Here is a 19,095-nt window from a genome sequence, read left to right as displayed (position 1 = left end):
ATTAGAGGTACCTAATTTAACTAATTGATATGGCAAAAGTTTGGAGTAAAAGGTTTGATAATGCACTTGACCCTTTTATTGAAAAGTTTAATGCCTCAATTGGTTTCGATAGAAAACTTATTTTAGAAGATTTAGATTGCTCGATTGCTCATGCGAAAATGCTTGGCAAAACAAAAGTTTTATCTTCTGCTGAAGCTTTGCAAATTATTAATGGATTAGAGTTGATAAAAGTAGAGTATTTGGAGGGTAAATTTTCTCCTAGTCCACCTTCTGAAGATATTCATTATTGCATAGAAGAAAAGCTGATTAGTTTAATTGGTGAAACTGGAAAAAAATTACACACAGGTAGAAGTAGAAATGATCAAGTTGGTACAGATATAAGATTGTGGCTTAGAAAAGAGATTGACAATATTGAAATTTTAATAACCGATTTGCAAAAATCCTTCTTAAATCTTGCGAAATCCAATATTTATACCTTAATTCCCGGATATACCCACATGCAAAGAGCTCAACCATTGTCTTTGGCTCATCATTTATTGGCTTATGTAGAAATGCTCCAAAGAGACCATGAAAGATATAAAGAAGTACGCTCAAGAGTTAACATTTCTCCCTTAGGTGCAGCAGCATTAGCTGGAACAAAAATAAAAATAGATAGGCACTTTACAGCCGCAGAATTGGGTTTTAAAAAGATTTATAAAAACAGTATTGATGCAGTAAGTGATAGAGACTTTTGTATAGAGTTTGTTTCTGCATCTGCGATATTGATGTCTCATTTGAGTAAAATTTCAGAGGAAATAATTTTGTGGGTAACTGATGAATTTTCTTTTGCAAAATTAACAGATAAATGTGCCACAGGAAGTAGCTTAATGCCGCAGAAAAAAAATCCTGACGTTCCAGAATTGATAAGAGGTAAAACAGGAAGAGTGTATGGACATCTCCAGGCGTTGTTAACGATGGTTAAAGGTGTGCCACTTTCTTACAATAAGGATTTTCAAGAGGATAAAGAGCCATTATTTGATACTTCAGAAACAATAACTTCTTGTATTAAAGCAATGACTATTTTAATAAATGAGGGTATTGAATTTAATATTAAAAATCTATCTGATTCTGTAGAAAACGACTTTTCTAATGCTACTGATTTGGCAGATTACTTAGTTGATAAAGATGTTCCTTTTAGGACTGCTTATCAAGTTGTTGGTCAAATGGTTAAATATTGCTTGGAGAGAAAAATGTTATTTAAACATCTCAAAATTGAGGAATTTAAAAAATTTCATCCCGAATTTGATGAGGATGTTTTTAAGGATCTTAAACCTCTTAATGTCGTTAAATCAAGAAATAGTGAAGGTGGTACAGGTTTTGTTCAGGTAGAAAAAGAGGTAAATAATTGGCAAAAAAGGTTGTTACTATGAATCTCAATTATTTTTCTACAACAAGGGTATGCTTTGAAGTAGAATAACAGAGCAACGATATGGGACTACTCATTGTAGTTTTTTATAAGAAAATTTTTTGTTGAGTTTAAAGTGAGTATTTTTGTTGGCAATTTGCCGTTCCGCGCAGAGCGTGAAGACGTTATACAGTTGTTTGCTCCTTTTGGTCAGGTTCAAAATTGTTCTCTTCCATTGGAGAGAGATACTGGAAGGAAAAGAGGATTTGCATTTATTGAAATGGTAGATGAGGCGACTGAGTCAACAGCTATTGATGGTTTGCAAGGCACGGAGCTTATGGGTAGACCATTGAGAATTAATAAAGCTGAGCCAAGAGGTTCTGGTGGGTCTCGTAGAGGAGGAAGAGGCGGCGGCTACGGTGGTGGCAATAATGGTGGTTATGGAGGCGGCGGCTACGGTGGTGGCAATAATGGTGGTTATGGAGGCGGCGGCTACGGTGGCGGCAATAATGGTGGTTATGGAGGCGGCGGCTACGGTGGCGGCAATAATGGTGGTTATGGAGGCGGCGGCTACGGTGGCGGCAATAATGGATCTAATAACTCTAACGCTAATAAATCTTCTGGAGCAGAAGGTTGGGAAGACAGAAGCTATGGCAATTCTGATAATTCTGAATATGAAAATGGTAGGATCAGAAGAAAAAGGGGCGTGTCCAATGACAGCAATGCTTCAAACGAGACAAATTAATAACCCATTTCTTCAAGTGATGTCGTTAATTTAAATAAATATTCAATATTTAATTCATTTTTTATAGATTTATTAGTAATTTGATTTCTCCAAATTTTAGCTTTTGGTATACCTTCAACTAAATTTATAAGATGTTTACAAATATCCCAAGATTTTCCTCCATTGTTTAAATGCGCTTCTATGTATGGAATTAAGGAGAATATAATATTTGAAGCTGAATTGGGTTTTTTATTAATTCCATAAATCTTTTGATCAATTTCAGCCCATCTCAAAGGATGTTTATAAATTGACCGTCCAATCATGACCCCATCAAAATCACTCAAGGCTTTTAGTGATTCATCGATATTTGTTAAACCTCCATTGATTTCTATTAATAATTCTGGATTTGATTTTTTCAATTTTTTTACTACTTCATAATTTAGTGGTGGTATGCTCCTATTTTGTTTTGGATTTAGACCTTTTAATATGGCTTTCCTCGCATGAACTGTAAATCTGTCTGCACCAGCATTTGCGATAATTCTTACGAAATTATTCAAATTAGTAAAACTATCATCATTGTCTACACCGATTCTGTGTTTGATCGTAACCGGTAAGTTGCAATTATTTTTTAAGGATTCTATACATTTTGCAGCTTTTTCAGGTTCTTTCATAAGTGAAGCCCCAAAATTTCCAGAACAGACCCTTGGACTAGGACAACCAACATTAAAGTTTATTTCGTCATAACCCCAATCCTGTGCCATTTGGGCTGCCTCTTTAAGGATTTTAGGGTCGTCTCCTCCAAACTGAATTGATATCGGGTGTTCTTCGTCATTAAAATCTAGAAAATTTTCTTTTTTATTTGTAAAAACTAAACTCTGGGCCACAATCATTTCCGTATACAAAAGAGCTTGAGAACTTATTTTTCTCATTATCATTCTGAAGTGCTTATCAGTACAATCCATCATTGGAGCAATACTTAATTTATGAATATTTTTAATAGAATTAGGCTTAATGAAATCCATTATTTTTTTGTGATTTAAATATATGAATCAATTTCTATCAAGAAGAACTTTTATTCTAATTCCTACCATGTCAATCTTAAAAAAAATCTTTAATCCCATCCAAGTATTAGCATCTTCACTGCCTTCTAAAGAAGATTGGAATTTATCAAAAGATGAATGGAAGGCTAGGCTTAGTCCGGAATCATATTATATTTTGAGAGAGGAAGGGACTGAAAGAGCTTTTAGCAGCCAATTAAATAATGAGAAGAGGAAAGGGATTTTTCACTGTGCAGGATGCGATTTGCCGCTTTTTTCTTCAGATAAAAAATTTGATAGTGGTACAGGATGGCCAAGTTTTTGGGACTCAATTCAAGGATCAGTAGAAACAAAAGTTGATTTCAAGTTAATTGTTCCTAGAACCGAATATCATTGCTCTAGGTGTGGAGGTCATCAAGGACATGTCTTCAATGATGGGCCACTTCCCACTGGCAAAAGATACTGCAACAATGGATTAGCCTTAAGGTTTGTTCCTAAATAAATATTTGTGCGGCCTTCCGCAACTTGTTTTGTGCATCACTTTATTGGACAATAGTTCTAATAAATTTTAGAAAAATGATTGAAAATCAATCAGACAATATTGATAATAAAGAAAATGATGATTCTAATCAGGATAATGCTCCTGAAGATACATCATCTACCCAAAATTTAACTACCGAAATTGATGAATTATCTTCTCCAAAAACGGAGGAAATAAATACTGAAGAATTAAAAAATACTATCTCAAATAATGATGCAAGATTAGAACAATTAGAAAAAGAATATGAAACACTAAAAAATCAATATGTAAGAATTTCAGCAGATTTTGATAATTTCAGAAAAAGGCAGTCTAGGGATCAGGACGATTTAAAAACCCAACTTGTTTCAAAGACTTTAACTGCAATACTACCTATTGTTGATAATTTTGAGAGAGCAAGACAACAACTTAAACCAGAAAGTGAAGAAGCTCAAGCTCTTCATAGAAGTTATCAAGGATTGTATAAACAATTAGTAGAAGTTTTAAAACAACAGGGAGTTTCACCCATGAGAGTTGTTGGTCAGCAATTTGATCCAAACTTGCATGAAGCTGTATTAAGAGAACCTAGTGAAGAGTTAGAAGAGGATTTTATTATTGAAGAATTACAGCGAGGATATCATCTAGAGGGTAGGGTTTTGAGACATGCATTGGTTAAGGTTTCTATGGGACCCGGCAAACAAAATTCACAACAGGAAGTAGAACAGGATACAGTTGAAGGGGATGTTAATTCAGAGGCAAATACTTCTGAAGATGTATAAATTCCAAATTCTTATTTGAGCATTATCTAATGGCTGATTTTTACCAAATACTTGGAGTTTCAAGAGATGCTGATGCAGATACCTTAAAAAGGGCTTATAGAAAATTAGCACGACAATACCATCCTGATGTTAATAAAGAACCTGGAGCGGAAGATAAATTTAAAGAAATTGGTAAGGCTTACGAAGCATTAGCTGATCCTGAAACTAGAGCAAGATATGACCAATTTGGAGAGGCTGGCCTTGGGGGTGCAGCTGGAATGCCTGATATGGGAGATATGGGTGGCTTTGCAGATTTATTTGAAACTTTTTTCAATGGCTTTGGAGGGCAAAATCCCCAAGGTGGAAGAACACAAAGAAGAGGTCCTCAACAAGGAGATGATCTAAGGTATGACCTTAATGTTGACTTTAAAGATGCAATTTTTGGCCAACAAAGAGAAATTAAAATTCCTCATTTGGAGACATGTGAAGTCTGTAGGGGAACAGGTGCAAAACCAGGAACCGGCCCCAAAACATGTTCAACATGTGGTGGAAGTGGACAAGTTAGAAGAGCTACAAGAACACCTTTTGGTAATTTCACGCAAGTAGCTGAATGTCCTTCATGTAATGGTGTTGGCCAGATAATTGCAGATCCATGTGTAACTTGCGGTGGCAATGGCGTAAAGCAAGTCAGAAAAAAATTAAGAATTAACATTCCTGCAGGAGTTGATACTGGCACTAAATTAAGAGTTTCCGGCGAGGGAAATGTTGGTTTGAAAGGAGGTCCACCTGGAGATCTTTATGTTTTTATAAAGGTTAAGAATGATTCAAAACTTAAAAGAGATGGTGTAACTATTTACTCAGAAATAGCAGTAAGTTATTTACAGGCTATTTTAGGTGACACTGTAAAAATTACTACAGTCGATGGAGATGTTAATTTAAAAATTCCAAGTGGAACGCAGCCAAATACAACTCTTTCTCTTGAGAATAAAGGAGTACCTAGACTTGGTAACCCGGTTGCGAGAGGAAATCATGAAGTCTTAGTAAAAGTAAAATTACCAACTCGTATAACCGACGCAGAACGAGAGCTTTTAGAGGATTTAGCTTCTCAATATTCAGATAAAAATATTAATTCCAGTAGTGGACTTTTTAGTAAATTATTTGGTAAAGAATCTTCATGACTTCCATAAAGCATTTGGATCTTAAATCTGTTCCATGTCCTTTAAATGTCGTCAAAATTAAATTGGCTTTGGAGAAGTTATCTAAAAATGAGCAACTTATTGTTGAACTAGATAAAGGTGAACCAGAAGAAATGGTATTAAACAATTTAAGAGAGATGGGATGGTTCTTTAAACAAATTAAAGAAAATGAAAAATTTATAAAAATAAAAATATTGAATGAAAATTAACAGCAAATATTTAGGTTTAGTTACAAAAAAATTTAATCATTTTTTTTTAGTTGATTTAAAAAATCAAGAAAACTCTGGAAATAGCGAGAAATTTTTATGTAAGGTTAAAAAGTCTATAAATTTCAAGGATCAATTAATTTATGTTGGAGACGAAGTAGCGATTGAAAAAATTGATATTAAAAGTAAACGCGCAGTGATAACAAGTCTAAAAAAAAGAAAAAATCTTTTAGTTAGACCCTCAGTTGCAAATATTTCTAACATATATGTTACTTTTTCCGTTGAAGAACCAGAGTTAAATTTATCTCAAGTTAATAGGTTTTTGATATCAGCAGAATCAATGGGAGTTGAAGTCTCATTAGTTTTGACAAAGTGTGATTTAATTTCTGATAAAAGAAGATCATATCTACTTGATAAATTTGAGAAATGGGGTTACCAAGTAATAACTTTAAATTTACAGAAATCTGATTGTTTTAAAAATTTATTAGCCGAGTTAAAGCAAAAAGAATGTTCAATTTTTATGGGCCCTTCAGGCGTTGGCAAAACTACTTTGCTAAATAAGATTATTCCAGGTCTTCAAAATAGCACTTCTCCAGTTTCCAATAAAATTAAGAGAGGAAAAAATACTACTCGAAATGTTGAGTTATTTTCTATGTCGAATCAAAGTTACATTGTGGATACTCCAGGTTTTAACATGCAGCCCCTAGAGGTTGATATTAAGTTGTTACCAAATCTTTATTCAGAAATATATAAACAGGTAATCGAAGAAGGAATTAAGTGTAAATTTCGTAACTGCTTACATTTAAATGATGAGGGATGTAATTTAAATAAATCCTTCGAAAGATATTCTTTTTATAAAGAAATGATTGAGTCGTCTAAGAGTCACTATTCTCAAAACCAGGAAGATTAAGATTTAATCCACCAGTCAAATCATTCATCCTTTCTTTCATAGTTGTGGTTGATAATTCATGAGCTTTTTGAATAGCTTGTAGAATGTTTTGCTCTATTTTTTCTTTATCTGCATTTAAAATATTTTCTTGTACTTCTACCTTTAAAGGAAGTTGGTTGCCACTTATCCAAACTTTTATCATCTCATCATCACTTTTGCCTTCAATCTCCATATTTTCAAGTTCATCTTGTAATTTTTGAGCATCTTGCTGAATTTGTTTAGCTTTTTTAAAAGCTTCTGTAAGTTGTCCAAAGTTAGGAAGTCCAAAACCCGCCATTTTGTAAAAACGTTTCTTTAGTTAGGATAGTCAAAACCAATCATTCTTACTTCTGGTTGCAAATAAATCCCTTTGTTTTGTAGTACTTTTTGTTGAATTACTGTTATTAATTCGTAAATATCTTTTGAACTTGCTGAAGAAGTATTAATTATAAAATTTGAATGCATTGTAGAAATTTCAGCACCGCCAATTTTAAATCCCTTTAAACCCATATCATCAATTATTTTTGCAGCATAATTATTTTCAGGATTTTTAAAAACACTTCCAAAACTTGGTTGATGATATGGTTGTGTTTCTGTTTTTAATTTAAGGTTATTTTTGGTTGTATGAATTAATTTTTTTATATTTCCATTAGGTTCAAAATGTAATCTTGCACTAATAATTGATAAATCGTTTCTTTGAAAAGAGCTAAATCTATACTCAAAATTGATATCTTTTTTTTCAATTTCAAGTTTTTCAAGAGTTTTATTATTAATAACTTTTACGGAAATAAGATTTTTTGCTAGCGAAAAATTACCTGTGCCAGCATTCATATAAATTGCTCCTCCTAATGTTCCTGGAATTCCGACAGCCCATTCCCCTCCTTGTAATCCATTTTTAGCAAGAAAATTAGATAATGTTGGGAGCATTACACCTGCTTCCGCTTCAATAATTCCTGAATATGCTTCTATCTTTAGTGATTTTAATTTTTTTGTACAAATAACTAAGCCTTTTATAAAAATATTATTTATTAAAAGATTTGAACCTGCGCCAATTATTTGACATCTTTGTTTATTTAAATTAGCCCATGTTATTAGATATGAAAGTTCTTCAATACTTCTTGGCTCAGCAAAATATTCAGCCACTCCTCCCACTTTTATAGTTGTATAACTACTTAAATTACAGTTTTCAGAAAAAATTTTTTTATTCATAAATTAGTTATTAATTTTAATTATTTTTTTCATTTAAAATTGACCAGAAATTATGACAATCACCAGCTCCCATATTCAAAATTAAATCCCCTTTTTGAGTTAATTCGTAAAAATTCTTTGAAACTTCATAATAATTATTTATGTAACTAACATTTTTATTTTTTTTATAAATCAAATCTGTAATAATTTTCGAAGTAATTTTATCTTCGTTTCCTTCTCCTGCTCCATAAATACTTGTCACATAAATAACATCTGCTTTTGATAATTCTTCAGCGAATTCTTTATTAAATTGCTTTACTCGAGAATATCTATGAGGTTGAAATAAAGCAACTAATCTATTTTTTTGAAATTCATTATTATTTTTTTGCTCAATAAATAATCTTCCTAATTTAATCGTCTCTTTTATTTCGTTTGGGTGATGAGCATAATCATCATATAAATTTCTTTCATCTATTTGGCCTCTAAATTCAAATCTTTTTTTTGGCAGTTTCAAATATTTTAAATTTTTCTTAATTTCTTTAAAATCTACTCCTATCATTCTGGAAGCTGCTATTGCTGCGGTGATATTGGATAGATTGTGTAGTCCTGGAATTGGAATATTTAAATTACTGATAAAATTTCCATTTTCATAATATTTTCCAATTGTATACTTTGAATTGATTTCAGTCGGGATTATTGCATATGCTACGTTTTTAGCCGTAGAGTTTGACCACTTACAATTAGAATAAAAATTTTTTCTTGAGGTTTCACAATCAAAATTAAGTAATAATTTTTTAGAGTTTTTAGCGAAACTTTTAAAAGAAGATATGACTTCACTTAAATTAGAAAAGTGATCGCAATGATCAAAATCAATGTTATTGATTATTCCAATATCAGATTTATATTTGTTAATAGTTCCATCAGATTCATCAACTTCAGCTACTAAGTATTTTGTATTTTCTAGATGACAATTAGAGTTGTAAATAGGAATTATTCCTCCAGTTATTGAAGAAGAATTACGCGTGCATAACTCAAGTATCGTAGAAAGAAATGTACTAGTTGATGTTTTTCCGTGGCTGCCTGCTATCGCTAATGCCGTATAAGTGCGCATTAGCATCGCAAGTATCTCTGAACGATGTTTTATTGATAAATTTTTTTCTTTGCAATACGAAAATTCTTCATTTTCTGGCTTGATCGCGGAGCTTACAACAAAATTAATCAATCTGTTGGTAAATTTTGAAGTAACAAATTCAATATTTTGTCGAACTTGAGAAGTAAAGATTACTGCTCCTAGTTTCTCCAATTTATTAGTTTCATTGTTTTTTACTAAATCAGATCCTGAAACTGAACAACCTTTTTTAAGTAAACCTATTGCTAATGCTGACATCCCAATACCTCCGATCCCAATAAAATGAAAATGACTTTTCAAAAGTAATTTTTTATCCAATGTTTATCTTTTACTTAAATCAAAATAACTTCTAGGTAAAATTTTGCTATTTTTTCTTAAAAAAAAATGTTTTTTTTCCTTGAATTAATACAAAACTAGACTTATTTGCTTAATAAATCAAAAAAACCTTACGTTATTGCACAAAATTCAGTATGATCAGCAACTTAGGTTAATCATTTAGAAATTATTAGTTATGACTTTGCGTGTTGCAATTAACGGCTTTGGCAGAATTGGTCGAAATTTTATGCGTTGTTGGCTTAGTAGAGGTGCTTACACCAATATTGAAGTAGTCGGAATTAACGTTACATCAGATCCTAAGACTAATGCTCATTTATTAAAATACGATTCAGTCCTTGGTCAACTTGATGGTGTTGATATTCAATATACTGATGATACTTTTGTAATTAATAACAAAACAATTAAATGTTTCTCAGATAGAAATCCAATGAATCTCCCCTGGAAAGACTGGGGTGTAGATTTGGTTATTGAATCTACTGGAGTATTTAATACAGACGTAGGTGCAAGTAAGCACTTAGAAGTAGGAGCAAAAAAAGTTATCTTAACTGCGCCTGGTAAAGGGGATGGCGTTGGTACTTATGTAGTTGGAGTTAATGCTGATACATATAATCATAAAGATTACGATATTTTGAGTAATGCTAGTTGTACAACAAACTGTTTAGCTCCAGTAGTCAAAGTTTTAGATCAAACTTTTGGGATTAATAAAGGTTTGATGACTACAATTCATAGTTATACAGGTGATCAAAGAATTTTAGATAATAGTCATAGAGATCTAAGAAGGGCTAGAGCCGCTGCTACAAACATAGTTCCTACTTCTACAGGAGCTGCAAAAGCAGTAGCTCTTGTATACCCAGAAATGAAAGGCAAATTAACTGGAATTGCAATGAGAGTTCCAACTCCTAACGTTTCAGCAGTAGATTTTGTTTTTGAATCTTCTAAATCTGTCACTGCTGAAGAAGTCAATAATGCCCTTAAGGAAGCATCTCTAAGTACAATGAAAGGCATTATTAAGTATGGAGATGAACCATTAGTGTCAAGCGATTATGCAGGTACCAATGAATCATCAATTGTAGATAGTGATCTTACTATGTGTATTGGAGATAACCTTGTAAAGGTGCTTGCATGGTACGACAATGAGTGGGGTTATAGTCAGAGAGTTGTAGATTTAGCAGAAATTGTTGCTAAAAATTGGGAGTAATTAAAAGTGTTTGAAAGGTGTGTTGTTAAATAATTTGTTTTTTTTATAATCTTTGAATTCTATTGATGGTCTACCATCAGTAAAAAAACCAATCTCATTAATATTTTTATCAAGTTTAGATAAATTTTCTGCCCATTTTTTGGGCAATGAGAAAATTAATTCATAATCTTCTCCTCCAAAAAAATAGTATTCGTCCCATTTTTCTCCTTTAGGCCAATCCTTATCTTTAGGTATTTTTTTATAGTTTATGATCGCTTTGCAGTTGCTAGCTATTGCTAAATCTTGTAAGGCTTGAAATAGGCCATCACTGCTATCAGTACATCCTATTCTCGTTATATTTTTATTGGAGCGAGTTTTGAGGAGATTATTTAGAAAATTTGGGTAAATTCTAGGGCGACAAAAATGTTCAATAGACTTAACGATTAATCTTTCATTAAGAGAAATTTCATTATCAAAATTAATTTTATTTTGTATCAAAAATCCCAGTTTGCTAAGACCATGAATTCCTGTACTTAAGATTATATCTCCTGGTTTACATGCGTTTCTTCTTAATTCAAGCTCACCTTGAATTCCAAAGGCCGTAATTGAAATGATTTTTTCATTCCCCTTTGAGCAGTCTCCCCCTAGAATCAATCCGCCATATTCTTTTAATGCTTTATTTATGCCTTTGTATACTTCTTCAACCCAAATCCACTCAGTTCGAACAGGTAGAACTAGGCTTATTGTAATACCAATAGTTTTTTTGCTTCCACTAGATAATAAGTCAGAGATGTTGCTTACAACTGCTTTCCACCCAAGGTCTTGAGGACAAATACTAATGTCATTAAAATGAACATTTTCCACTAAAGAATCAGTATTAACAAGTAAATTTTCATTTTTAGTTTTGATTAAAGCGCAATCATCTGAAACTTGATTCTTAGGCATAAATTTTCCTAGCCTATTTATTAATTCTTTTTCCCCTATATCTTCTAATATTTCTTTATGCATTTAATTTGAGGTTTTCAATCCCTTCTAAAACATCAATAGAAATTATTGTGTCATCTTTAGTAAGCTCTTCTAATACATCAAATCCATCTACAACGTAACCAAAGGCAGCATTCCTTCCATCAATTAAATTGCGACCCGCTGGATTTAATTCTGCTTCATATAAAAAGAAGAAAAATTGTGATGACCCATCATCAACTGCGGCATTTGAATGGGACCATCCTAGAGTTCCAAGTGTTGCAAAAGGTAATGTTGGTGTCTCTGTGTAAAGACCTAAATCTTCAAAAGTTTGATTGTAAAAAGTATCTTGTTCATCAGGAATTCTTATTTCTAAGGGAACGTGACGTTCTTCGTTTGTTTCAGTATCTATGTACCCAATATCATCACCAATTGGATCACCTGTTTGCAGTACAAAAAATTCTTCTGCTCTGTTAATGGGTAAATCTTTGTAGAAGTTTTTTGAAGATAAATCTATAAATGCTCCTGCTGTAAGTGGGGCGTTAAATCCATCCACAATTGCTTGCATATCTCCTTTGGAGGTTTTTATATTGACTTTTGCTCTGCCTAGTAATCTTGGTAAATTATCAAATTCCTGAGGAATAGAGTATGGAAATTCTTTTGGTAAAAAATATTCTTCTAATCCACCTATTTTATTTAAAGCATTTCTTCGAGTCGTTATAAACGAATATTTATCCTTTGATTTAGAGTAATCTTGAAGGCTATCAAAATTTTCTTTGAGTTCTAAAAATGTTTTTTCAGCAATCTTCTTTTTATCTTTTGGTAATTCTTGAATAATTTTACTTTGGTATTTTTTTAGCAAAGATTGACATTTTGTAACAGTTTTCGTAAGAGCGGGCCATCTTCCTCCTCTTACAAGGTCACTAGTTTCTTCCAATTTGTGTTGAATTTCTTGTAACTCAACTTGCTTGATAGGGAGTGCGTTTCTGAGGATTGCATTAGGGTCTTTTACTGCATTTCCAGTAGGTAAATCAGCTAATACTTGAATAGGTTTTAAAAGAAAAAACTGTAAAATTACAATTGATATAATTAAGAAAAGTTTGTTCTGATTTGATAAGAATTTTTGCATAGCACTCTTGCAGGTTTATGATCCTTGGGTGATGTAATACAGGAATGATTTCCAGTAACGATTTTCGCACAGGTACTACCATCGAATTGGATGGACAAGTTTGGCGTGTTGTAGAATTTCTACATGTCAAGCCTGGTAAGGGTTCTGCTTTCGTACGAACAAAATTAAAATCAGTTCAAACCGGCAACGTTGTTGAAAAAACTTTTCGAGCCGGAGAATCAGTACAGCAGGCTATCCTTGAGAAGTCTAACCTGCAGCATACTTATGTGGAGTCTGGTGATTATGTTTTTATGGACATGACAAGTTTTGAAGAGACAAGACTCAACTCTGAACAAATCGGTAAAGGCGCAAAGTATTTGAAAGAGGGAATGGAGGTTAATGTAATTTTCCACAATGGTAAAGTTTTAGAAGTAGACCTTCCAATATCTATTACTTTGAAAGTTACAGAGACTGATCCAGGAGTTAAAGGTGACACTGCTAGCGGGGGCACCAAACCAGCTATTCTTGAAACAGGTGCTCAAGTTATGGTTCCTTTATTTATTTCTGTGGGAGAAATGATTAAAGTTGATACTCGAAATGACACTTATCTTGGACGTGAAAATTAATGGCTATGAAATTAGATCATGATGACTTAGATCGCTTAATAGAGAAAATCTCTACAAGTGATATACAGGAGTTCTCGCTAGAGGGAGAAGATTTTAAACTCGAAATAAAAAGGAATGTATTTGATCAGAATCAAGTTATTAATAATTTAGTTTCTAATACTTCATTTGATAAGCAGACAATTGCTAATCAAAAAACTATTAATGATAATATCTCCGTTGTTAATGAGCCTGAACCGCCTCAGGTGGCGCCCCCAGGACGTTCTGACCTAACTGAAATTACTTCTCCTATGGTTGGGACATTTTATAGGGCTGCAGCGCCTGGCGAGGAGCCATTTGTCGAAGTAGGAAATAACGTTAAGGTCGGTCAAACTATTTGTATTTTGGAAGCAATGAAGTTAATGAATGAAATTGAATCTGAATTTAATGCTGAAATTGTAGAGATTCTCGTTGAAAATGGAACACCAGTTGAATTTGGTCAAGTTTTAATGCGTGTTAAGCAGTCTTGAATTGTTAGTCATCTCTACGGCAGCCTTAATAGCCTCAATCATGCTTTGAGATTGAGCAATTCCTTTGCCAGCAATATCAAATCCTGTTCCATGATCTGGAGATGTTCTTATAAAAGGTAAACCGATTGTGGTATTTACTGAGTAATTAAGAGCTATTACTTTCATTGGTATTAAACCTTGATCATGATACATAGCAAGAATGCCATCATGTTTTTCAGCATTTTTGTCATTCCATGCTCTTACCGAAGAATTCCAGCAACTATCTGGTGATAAAGGGCCAAATAATCTAATATCTTTATTTTTCTCATTCCACGTAATTAATGCATCATTGAGCCAATCCTTTTCTTCATGACCTAAAAGACCTTCTTCGCCGGCATGAGGGTTTAATCCTGCGACTTTTAAAGTAGGTTTATCAGAATAGGTATTACAAAAATCTTTGAAAAGATCCAATTTAGAGTGAATTAATTCTGTAGTTAATTTCTTGGGAACTTCAGAAAGGGATATGTGGGTTGTAGCTAGTAAAGTATTAAATCTCCAACCTGTAATTGGTGATTTTGCTGTAAATAACATTCCAACGTTTTTCACTCCACATGCTTTTGCTAATACTTCAGTTTGACCAGAGAAGTAATGACCTGCTAGAGACCAAGATTTCTTGCAAATTGGTCCAGTTACAAGTGCTGAATTAGGATATTGTTTTACAAGTTCTATTGCTTTCGTTAAATATTGGAAACTTGAATTACCGTAACTTGATTTAGGATCATCATCTAATGAAGAAATTTCGAGATCATGAATCTTTAAATTTTTTGGATTTGCAAGGTTTTCTAATCCTAATGATCTAAGATTTTTATATGTATTTTGTAGATTTTTTTTTGATCCAACTATTACAATGTCAATATTCTTGGGTATCTGACTAGAATAAAGGGCTTTTAAGATTATTTCAGGTCCAATACCTGACTCATCTCCGACACTCAATACCACTTTTAATAATTTGATTGTATTTTGAACATTCATAAAACTTTTTAATTTATTTTTTTAACTGTTCAGATAGCAATTTTTTAAGCCTAATTTAAAGTTTTTATAAATTAGTTTATATCCGAGTGTTTCGCATAAAAGTTTGTTTGAAACTCTTCTATTTTCTATCCAAAAAGATTGAGCGATAGGCGATAATGCATCTTTTACATCTTCAAATAATATTGGCTTTGGCATTTTTAAACCAAGTAAATCGTAGCAATATTGAATAACTTCTATCTGAGAACAGGGTTCATCATCCGCAATATTTATGATTTGGTGAAACTTTAAACGATCTTTATTTTGTAATAAAAAAATAATTGCATGTGTAATATCAGCAACATGAACCCTTGAAAAAACTTGAGCTTTTTTTGAAATAACTCGAATTTTTTGATTTTTGATTGCTTCAAAGGTGGATCTTCCTGGACCATAGATACCAGGTAATCTAAAAATTTGCACGGGCAAACTAGATTCAATCCATTTTTTTTCGCAATTTAATCTATTATGGCTTCTTTTTTGAAAAGGATTTGGCTGATCTATCTCAGAAACCCAACCACCATCAGTGTTTCCATATACTCCTGTGGTAGATAAATATCCAATCCATTCAAGGGATAAATCTTGTAGTTTACTTTGAAGGCTTTCTAGTACGGGATCATTACCATTTTTGTCAGGAGGTATGCAACTAAGAATATGCGTGACTCCATCAAAAATTTTTTCATCAGGAACCACATCGTTTTCACTGTTAAAAATAAAACTATTTGGATCTTTTCTTGCAGATCTTGAACTTGTTAAAACAGTGCAACCGAATTTTCGAATAGTTTTTGCAAAAAAACTACCGCTGAAACCACATCCCAAGATTAAAAATTTATTTTTATTTCCGAGTAAACTTGCAGGCTTCTTCATGTTGGGATAAAGTAGTACATATGTATTAATTGACAATGAAGACAGCTTTTGAACCCCATGTAAGATCAAAAACTTTCTGTATTAGCAAAAGTCACCCCCTTCCTGTAGAGAAAGAATTTAGCTTAGTTAATTTTAAATTCTACCAAAATTTATTTGTCTTATTTATTTCATTTTCGACAATTTTAATATTCCAAGAATCTCCAAAAGAATTGGAAAATATATGTGAGACTCACAACTCTAGAGAAATATGTAATGTTTGGTAGTCAAGCTGCTTTATATTCTGATTCATCTTTTGTTAAATTTTCATTTTTAACCTTAAAATTAGGATTGGCCCATTGAAGTAATCTAATAGCTAATCTTAAATCCCCTTCTAACCAAGCTCTTATAGCCATTGCTCTTCGGGGATCGTAAAATTTTTGCCGTCTATACCAATACAAAGCATTTTCATCTGATTTATCTCCATTACATGAAAGACATGCAGGGACGCAGTTTTCTGTTTTACTTAATCCTCCTTGGCTACGTGGTATTACATGGTCAATAGATTCAGATGGTTTTCCGCAATATATACAACTTTTTCCAGTAAACTTATGAATAGATTTTCGCCATTGTCTAAGTCTGAACTTAGGACATAAATCCTCTAAAAACACCGCATCATTAATATGCATTCAGAATATTTAGTTAAGTAAATAATCGCTTGAATATATTAAAAGTCAACATTTATTTATGCTTTTTAGCCTAAATTTCTCAGTAAAAAAATGATTTAGTGTTTTTAGATACACAATAGTATTTATAAAAAATTTCTATCTTTTGGAACCTTTAACTATTATCAATATCTAAAGTTAATAACTATATCTATCAAGTGTTTCATCTGAAAATTCTTCCGAAATTTCTTCATTAGCTTCTTCTAATTCTTTTTCTAATCTTTTTCTTTTATTTTCTCTATCTTTTGCTTCTTTTTCTTTTCTTTTTTCTTCTTTCTCTAAATCTCGTATTAGTTTTCTATTTGGATGAAGATTATCTAAATATTCAATGCAATAACTAAATTTTTCTCTTTCTCTTATAACTGTTTCAGTAATTTGAGCTGCGGCATTTTTTGGTGAAACTTTGAAAAGTCCCCCCTTTTGTTTTTTTATGTAAGTATAAGCTGCATCCCAACTACTTTCATGGTCATTTCCGCCGTCTCTCATTGTACAAAAAATTTCTGCTCCAAATGCACTTGCATTTACTTTTGGTGTATTAAGCGTTAGAGGAGCGAAAACTGCAAACGCTAATGGTATTAGTTTTTTCTTCTTTAATCTTTGCATTATGCTTTTACCTCTATTTAAAAATATCTTTTATTGTGAATATGTCTATAGAAATTTAAGATTTAATCACTCCAAATATATTCAAGCATTTTACAACTAAAGGAAGAATTAAGAGTACAGTAATCAATCTTACAGCGTGTAAAGTTGCTACCGCAGGTCCTACTCCATACTCTGAACCTACAAGACTCATTCCGCTAATTCCTCCAGGTGCAGCTCCTAGAATTGTTGTAATAATATCTATATTAAGTAATCTGCTTGTCCATAATCCAATTGCTAATCCAGTAATAACTAAAGTAAAAGTTATTAATATAGCTGGCCTCCATAAACTTTGAATATCAACTAAGGAGTCTTTTGTTAGTGATGTACCAATGACTGTTCCAATTCCGATTTCTAAAATTGTTCTTGTTCCGATTGGCCACTCTGCAATTTCGACTTTGCCACTTATGCTTAGTATGCTTGCGCCTATTAAAGCGCCTGCTAGAGGAGCCGCAGGAATTCCTGTTTTTAGAGCTAAAACTCCAAAAATGCAACCTGCAAAAAGATAGTAGATAAGATTTATGTTAGGCATAAATTTCTAGGATGTTTGAACATAATATTAGAAAAATTTTTTTTTGTTTAAGTTTATAGTCAAATAATATTTTTGGTTTCCTCTCGTAATGTCCCCTTTTGTTGGCATAATATTAATTAAAGCATGAATTTTTATGTCTTCACAAATTTCATACAAAGATAATAAAAACCGCGTAAAGAAAAAATTATCTTTTCTTGAGTCTGGCCACCAGCTAGAAAAATTAGAGTTTGCCCTTGCAATAGCTCAAACTAACGGTGATGAAAAAAAATCAATCGTTCTAAGAAAAAAGATTGTTGAATTAGGTGGAAATGTTGAAGAGCCAGGTACTTAACTTAATTTCCCTTTAAATATTTTGATGCCATAACTAATGCTTCACCAGCTTGTTGAGCTGAAATTTTACCGAGCTTGAGAAGTGTATTACTCATAGCTGAAACTACCGTAATAATATCTCTATCGTTTACATAACCTAGATGTCCAACTCTGAATATTTTCCCCTTCAGATGATCTTGACCACCTGCAAGTAAAATATCAAAATTATTCTTTATTGTTTTTCTAAATTCTTCAGCATCAATCCCTTCAGTTTTTATCGCAGTAATTGACGGACTTAAATATTTTTCATCAGCAAATAATTTTAGATTTAAAGCTTTTACTGCATTGCTCATTGCTAATTTGTGTTTATTGTGTCTTTGGAAAATATTATCTAACCCTTCTTCTCTCATCATCTTTAAAGCTTCATCTAAAGCAAAAACTAAATTAACTGCTGGGGTATATGGATTACTGTTAGTTAAAAGACTTTTTCTGTAGGATTTTAAATTTAAATAAAATTTTGGTAAATTAGATTTTTCTGCAGCTTCCCATGCTTTTTGGCTCATTGCTATAAAGCTAAGCCCTGGAGGTATCATATATCCCTTTTGTGATCCTGAAGCAACGATATCTAATTCCCATTCATCTACTGGTACATTGCAAGCTCCAAGACTTGTAACGCAGTCAACAATTGATAAAGCTGTGTTGTGGGCGCGAATATATGAACTAATGGTTTCTAAATCATTAATTACACCTGTTGATGTTTCAGAATGAGTCAAAATAACCGCCTTTATTTCTTTTTGGTTATCTTCTTCTAATACCTTTTTGAATTCTTCTGGATCAAGTGGCGTGCCCCATTCGGAATCAATTTTTATTACTTCCAGACCAAATACTTTTGCAACTTTTACCCATCTTTCGCCAAATTTTCCATTTTCTCCACAAATGACTTTATCTCCTTTACTTAAGGTATTTATTATTCCAGCTTCCATTGCGGCAGTCCCACTACCAGTGATTGTTAGAACATCATTTTGAGTTTGATGAAGCCACTGTAAATTTTTTGTTGTGCTCTCTACGAGATCTTGAAATTCTTTACTGCGATGGCCTATTGGATGCTTACTTAATGCTTGTAAAACTTTTTCTGGAACTGGTGTGGGTCCAGGAATCATCAATGATAATTTTTGTTGTATGGCCACTTTTTATTAAATAGGTCATTCTTAGATTAGTTC

The 19,095-nt window shown here is 32.5% G+C and carries 24 protein-coding genes; 12 read left to right on the top strand and 12 right to left on the bottom strand.

Features of this window, described 5'->3' with window-relative positions; translation table 11 throughout:
• Window positions 1–29 precede the first annotated feature (29 nt).
• Entirely contained in the window at window positions 30–1,409 is a 1,380-nt protein-coding gene (gene argH / locus BS621_RS04660) for an argininosuccinate lyase (RefSeq protein WP_077141994.1), read from the top strand.
• Window positions 1,410–1,520: 111 nt separating this feature from the next.
• Window positions 1,521–2,129: an RNA recognition motif domain-containing protein gene (locus BS621_RS04655; protein WP_077141993.1), complete on the top strand. Its 609-nt coding sequence runs from the start codon at window positions 1,521–1,523 to the stop codon at window positions 2,127–2,129.
• Here the strand turns inward: BS621_RS04655 and dusA are convergent.
• Window positions 2,126–3,130 carry a tRNA dihydrouridine(20/20a) synthase DusA gene (gene dusA, locus BS621_RS04650; protein WP_077141992.1) on the bottom strand — a complete coding sequence of 335 codons (1,005 nt, stop codon included), beginning with the start codon at window positions 3,128–3,130 and terminating at the stop codon, window positions 2,126–2,128. The genes BS621_RS04655 and dusA overlap by 4 nt on opposite strands.
• A 22-nt stretch (window positions 3,131–3,152) precedes the next feature.
• Between dusA and msrB the strand changes: the two genes are divergently transcribed.
• The 5 genes from msrB to rsgA all read left to right on the top strand — a co-directional run bounded on the left by msrB (window position 3,153) and on the right by rsgA (window position 6,732).
• Window positions 3,153–3,647: a peptide-methionine (R)-S-oxide reductase MsrB gene (gene msrB, locus BS621_RS04645; RefSeq protein WP_077141991.1), complete on the top strand. Its 495-nt coding sequence runs from the start codon at window positions 3,153–3,155 to the stop codon at window positions 3,645–3,647.
• Window positions 3,648–3,721: 74 nt separating this feature from the next.
• Window positions 3,722–4,441: a nucleotide exchange factor GrpE gene (gene grpE / locus BS621_RS04640; protein WP_077141990.1), complete on the top strand. Its 720-nt coding sequence runs from the start codon at window positions 3,722–3,724 to the stop codon at window positions 4,439–4,441.
• Window positions 4,442–4,470: 29 nt separating this feature from the next.
• Window positions 4,471–5,598, top strand: coding sequence for a molecular chaperone DnaJ (gene dnaJ, locus BS621_RS04635; protein WP_077141989.1), 1,128 nt, complete (start codon window positions 4,471–4,473; stop codon window positions 5,596–5,598).
• Complete coding sequence (locus BS621_RS04630; RefSeq protein WP_077141988.1) at window positions 5,595–5,825, top strand: sulfurtransferase TusA family protein; 231 nt, start codon at window positions 5,595–5,597, stop codon at window positions 5,823–5,825. Before dnaJ ends, BS621_RS04630 begins: the two co-directional genes overlap by 4 nt.
• Window positions 5,815–6,732 (top strand): ribosome small subunit-dependent GTPase A, encoded by a 918-nt coding sequence (gene rsgA / locus BS621_RS04625; protein ID WP_077141987.1) that lies wholly within the window; start codon window positions 5,815–5,817, stop codon window positions 6,730–6,732. Before BS621_RS04630 ends, rsgA begins: the two co-directional genes overlap by 11 nt.
• Here rsgA and BS621_RS04620 read toward each other — a convergent pair.
• Genes BS621_RS04620 through murC form a run of 3 tightly spaced genes read right to left on the bottom strand, consistent with a single transcriptional unit; the run spans window position 6,698 to window position 9,385 of the window.
• Window positions 6,698–7,048 carry a YbaB/EbfC family nucleoid-associated protein gene (locus BS621_RS04620; RefSeq protein WP_042849498.1) on the bottom strand — a complete coding sequence of 117 codons (351 nt, stop codon included), beginning with the start codon at window positions 7,046–7,048 and terminating at the stop codon, window positions 6,698–6,700. The genes rsgA and BS621_RS04620 overlap by 35 nt on opposite strands.
• Before the next feature lie 17 nt (window positions 7,049–7,065).
• Window positions 7,066–7,959, bottom strand: coding sequence for a UDP-N-acetylmuramate dehydrogenase (murB, locus tag BS621_RS04615; RefSeq protein ID WP_077141986.1), 894 nt, complete (start codon window positions 7,957–7,959; stop codon window positions 7,066–7,068).
• A 16-nt stretch (window positions 7,960–7,975) separates the two neighbouring features.
• Complete coding sequence (gene murC, locus BS621_RS04610) at window positions 7,976–9,385, bottom strand: UDP-N-acetylmuramate--L-alanine ligase (protein ID WP_077141985.1); 1,410 nt, start codon at window positions 9,383–9,385, stop codon at window positions 7,976–7,978.
• Between the two features lie 193 nt (window positions 9,386–9,578).
• Between murC and gap the strand changes: the two genes are divergently transcribed.
• Window positions 9,579–10,601: a type I glyceraldehyde-3-phosphate dehydrogenase gene (gene gap / locus BS621_RS04605; protein WP_025932858.1), complete on the top strand. Its 1,023-nt coding sequence runs from the start codon at window positions 9,579–9,581 to the stop codon at window positions 10,599–10,601.
• On the opposite strand, the gene thiL is transcribed toward gap, so the two are convergent.
• Together thiL and BS621_RS04595 are read right to left on the bottom strand one after the other, a co-directional pair.
• Entirely contained in the window at window positions 10,602–11,588 is a 987-nt protein-coding gene (gene thiL / locus BS621_RS04600) for a thiamine-phosphate kinase (RefSeq protein WP_077141984.1), read from the bottom strand.
• Window positions 11,581–12,672 (bottom strand): peptidylprolyl isomerase, encoded by a 1,092-nt coding sequence (locus BS621_RS04595; RefSeq protein ID WP_077141983.1) that lies wholly within the window; start codon window positions 12,670–12,672, stop codon window positions 11,581–11,583. The genes thiL and BS621_RS04595 overlap by 8 nt, the downstream gene beginning before the upstream one ends.
• Before the next feature lie 44 nt (window positions 12,673–12,716).
• Between BS621_RS04595 and efp the strand changes: the two genes are divergently transcribed.
• Complete coding sequence (gene efp / locus BS621_RS04590; RefSeq protein WP_077141982.1) at window positions 12,717–13,277, top strand: elongation factor P; 561 nt, start codon at window positions 12,717–12,719, stop codon at window positions 13,275–13,277.
• Complete coding sequence (accB, locus tag BS621_RS04585; RefSeq protein ID WP_077141981.1) at window positions 13,277–13,783, top strand: acetyl-CoA carboxylase biotin carboxyl carrier protein; 507 nt, start codon at window positions 13,277–13,279, stop codon at window positions 13,781–13,783. The genes efp and accB overlap by 1 nt, the downstream gene beginning before the upstream one ends.
• Here the strand turns inward: accB and pdxA are convergent.
• Together pdxA and BS621_RS04575 are read right to left on the bottom strand one after the other, a co-directional pair.
• On the bottom strand, window positions 13,760–14,794 hold the full coding sequence (gene pdxA / locus BS621_RS04580) for a 4-hydroxythreonine-4-phosphate dehydrogenase PdxA (RefSeq protein ID WP_077141980.1): 1,035 nt from the start codon (window positions 14,792–14,794) through the stop codon (window positions 13,760–13,762). The two genes, accB and pdxA, sit on opposite strands and share 24 nt — an antisense overlap.
• A 21-nt stretch (window positions 14,795–14,815) precedes the next feature.
• Window positions 14,816–15,694, bottom strand: a complete 879-nt coding sequence (locus BS621_RS04575; RefSeq protein ID WP_077141979.1) for an NAD(P)-dependent oxidoreductase — start codon at window positions 15,692–15,694, stop codon at window positions 14,816–14,818.
• A gap of 35 nt (window positions 15,695–15,729) precedes the next feature.
• Here BS621_RS04575 and BS621_RS09665 point away from each other — a divergent pair, with 35 nt between their 5' ends.
• Window positions 15,730–15,957 (top strand): transcription factor TFIID, encoded by a 228-nt coding sequence (locus BS621_RS09665; protein ID WP_077141978.1) that lies wholly within the window; start codon window positions 15,730–15,732, stop codon window positions 15,955–15,957.
• On the opposite strand, the gene BS621_RS04565 is transcribed toward BS621_RS09665, so the two are convergent.
• The 3 genes from BS621_RS04565 to BS621_RS04555 form a co-directional block, all read right to left on the bottom strand.
• Window positions 15,958–16,359, bottom strand: coding sequence for an HNH endonuclease (locus BS621_RS04565; RefSeq protein WP_077141977.1), 402 nt, complete (start codon window positions 16,357–16,359; stop codon window positions 15,958–15,960). It abuts the gene before it with no gap.
• A gap of 174 nt (window positions 16,360–16,533) precedes the next feature.
• Window positions 16,534–16,998, bottom strand: a complete 465-nt coding sequence (locus tag BS621_RS04560) for a DUF6554 family protein (protein ID WP_077141976.1) — start codon at window positions 16,996–16,998, stop codon at window positions 16,534–16,536.
• A 55-nt stretch (window positions 16,999–17,053) separates the two neighbouring features.
• Entirely contained in the window at window positions 17,054–17,566 is a 513-nt protein-coding gene (locus BS621_RS04555) for an AbrB family transcriptional regulator (RefSeq protein WP_077141975.1), read from the bottom strand.
• Between the two features lie 133 nt (window positions 17,567–17,699).
• On the opposite strand from BS621_RS04555, the gene BS621_RS04550 reads away from it, so the two are divergent.
• A complete protein-coding gene (locus BS621_RS04550) occupies window positions 17,700–17,897 on the top strand; it encodes a hypothetical protein (protein WP_025932869.1) in 198 nt (65 codons plus the stop codon).
• 1 nt (window position 17,898) lies between these two features.
• On the opposite strand, the gene BS621_RS04545 is transcribed toward BS621_RS04550, so the two are convergent.
• Window positions 17,899–19,035, bottom strand: a complete 1,137-nt coding sequence (locus BS621_RS04545; RefSeq protein WP_077141974.1) for a pyridoxal-phosphate-dependent aminotransferase family protein — start codon at window positions 19,033–19,035, stop codon at window positions 17,899–17,901.
• Window positions 19,036–19,095: the final 60 nt, after the last annotated feature.

The organism is Prochlorococcus sp. RS04 (genome assembly GCF_001989455.1).
In the GTDB taxonomy this organism is placed as follows: Bacteria; Cyanobacteriota; Cyanobacteriia; order PCC-6307; family Cyanobiaceae; genus Prochlorococcus_A.
The sequence above is the reverse complement of the archived record's forward strand: the minus strand, read 5'-3'. Positions and strand labels throughout refer to the sequence as shown.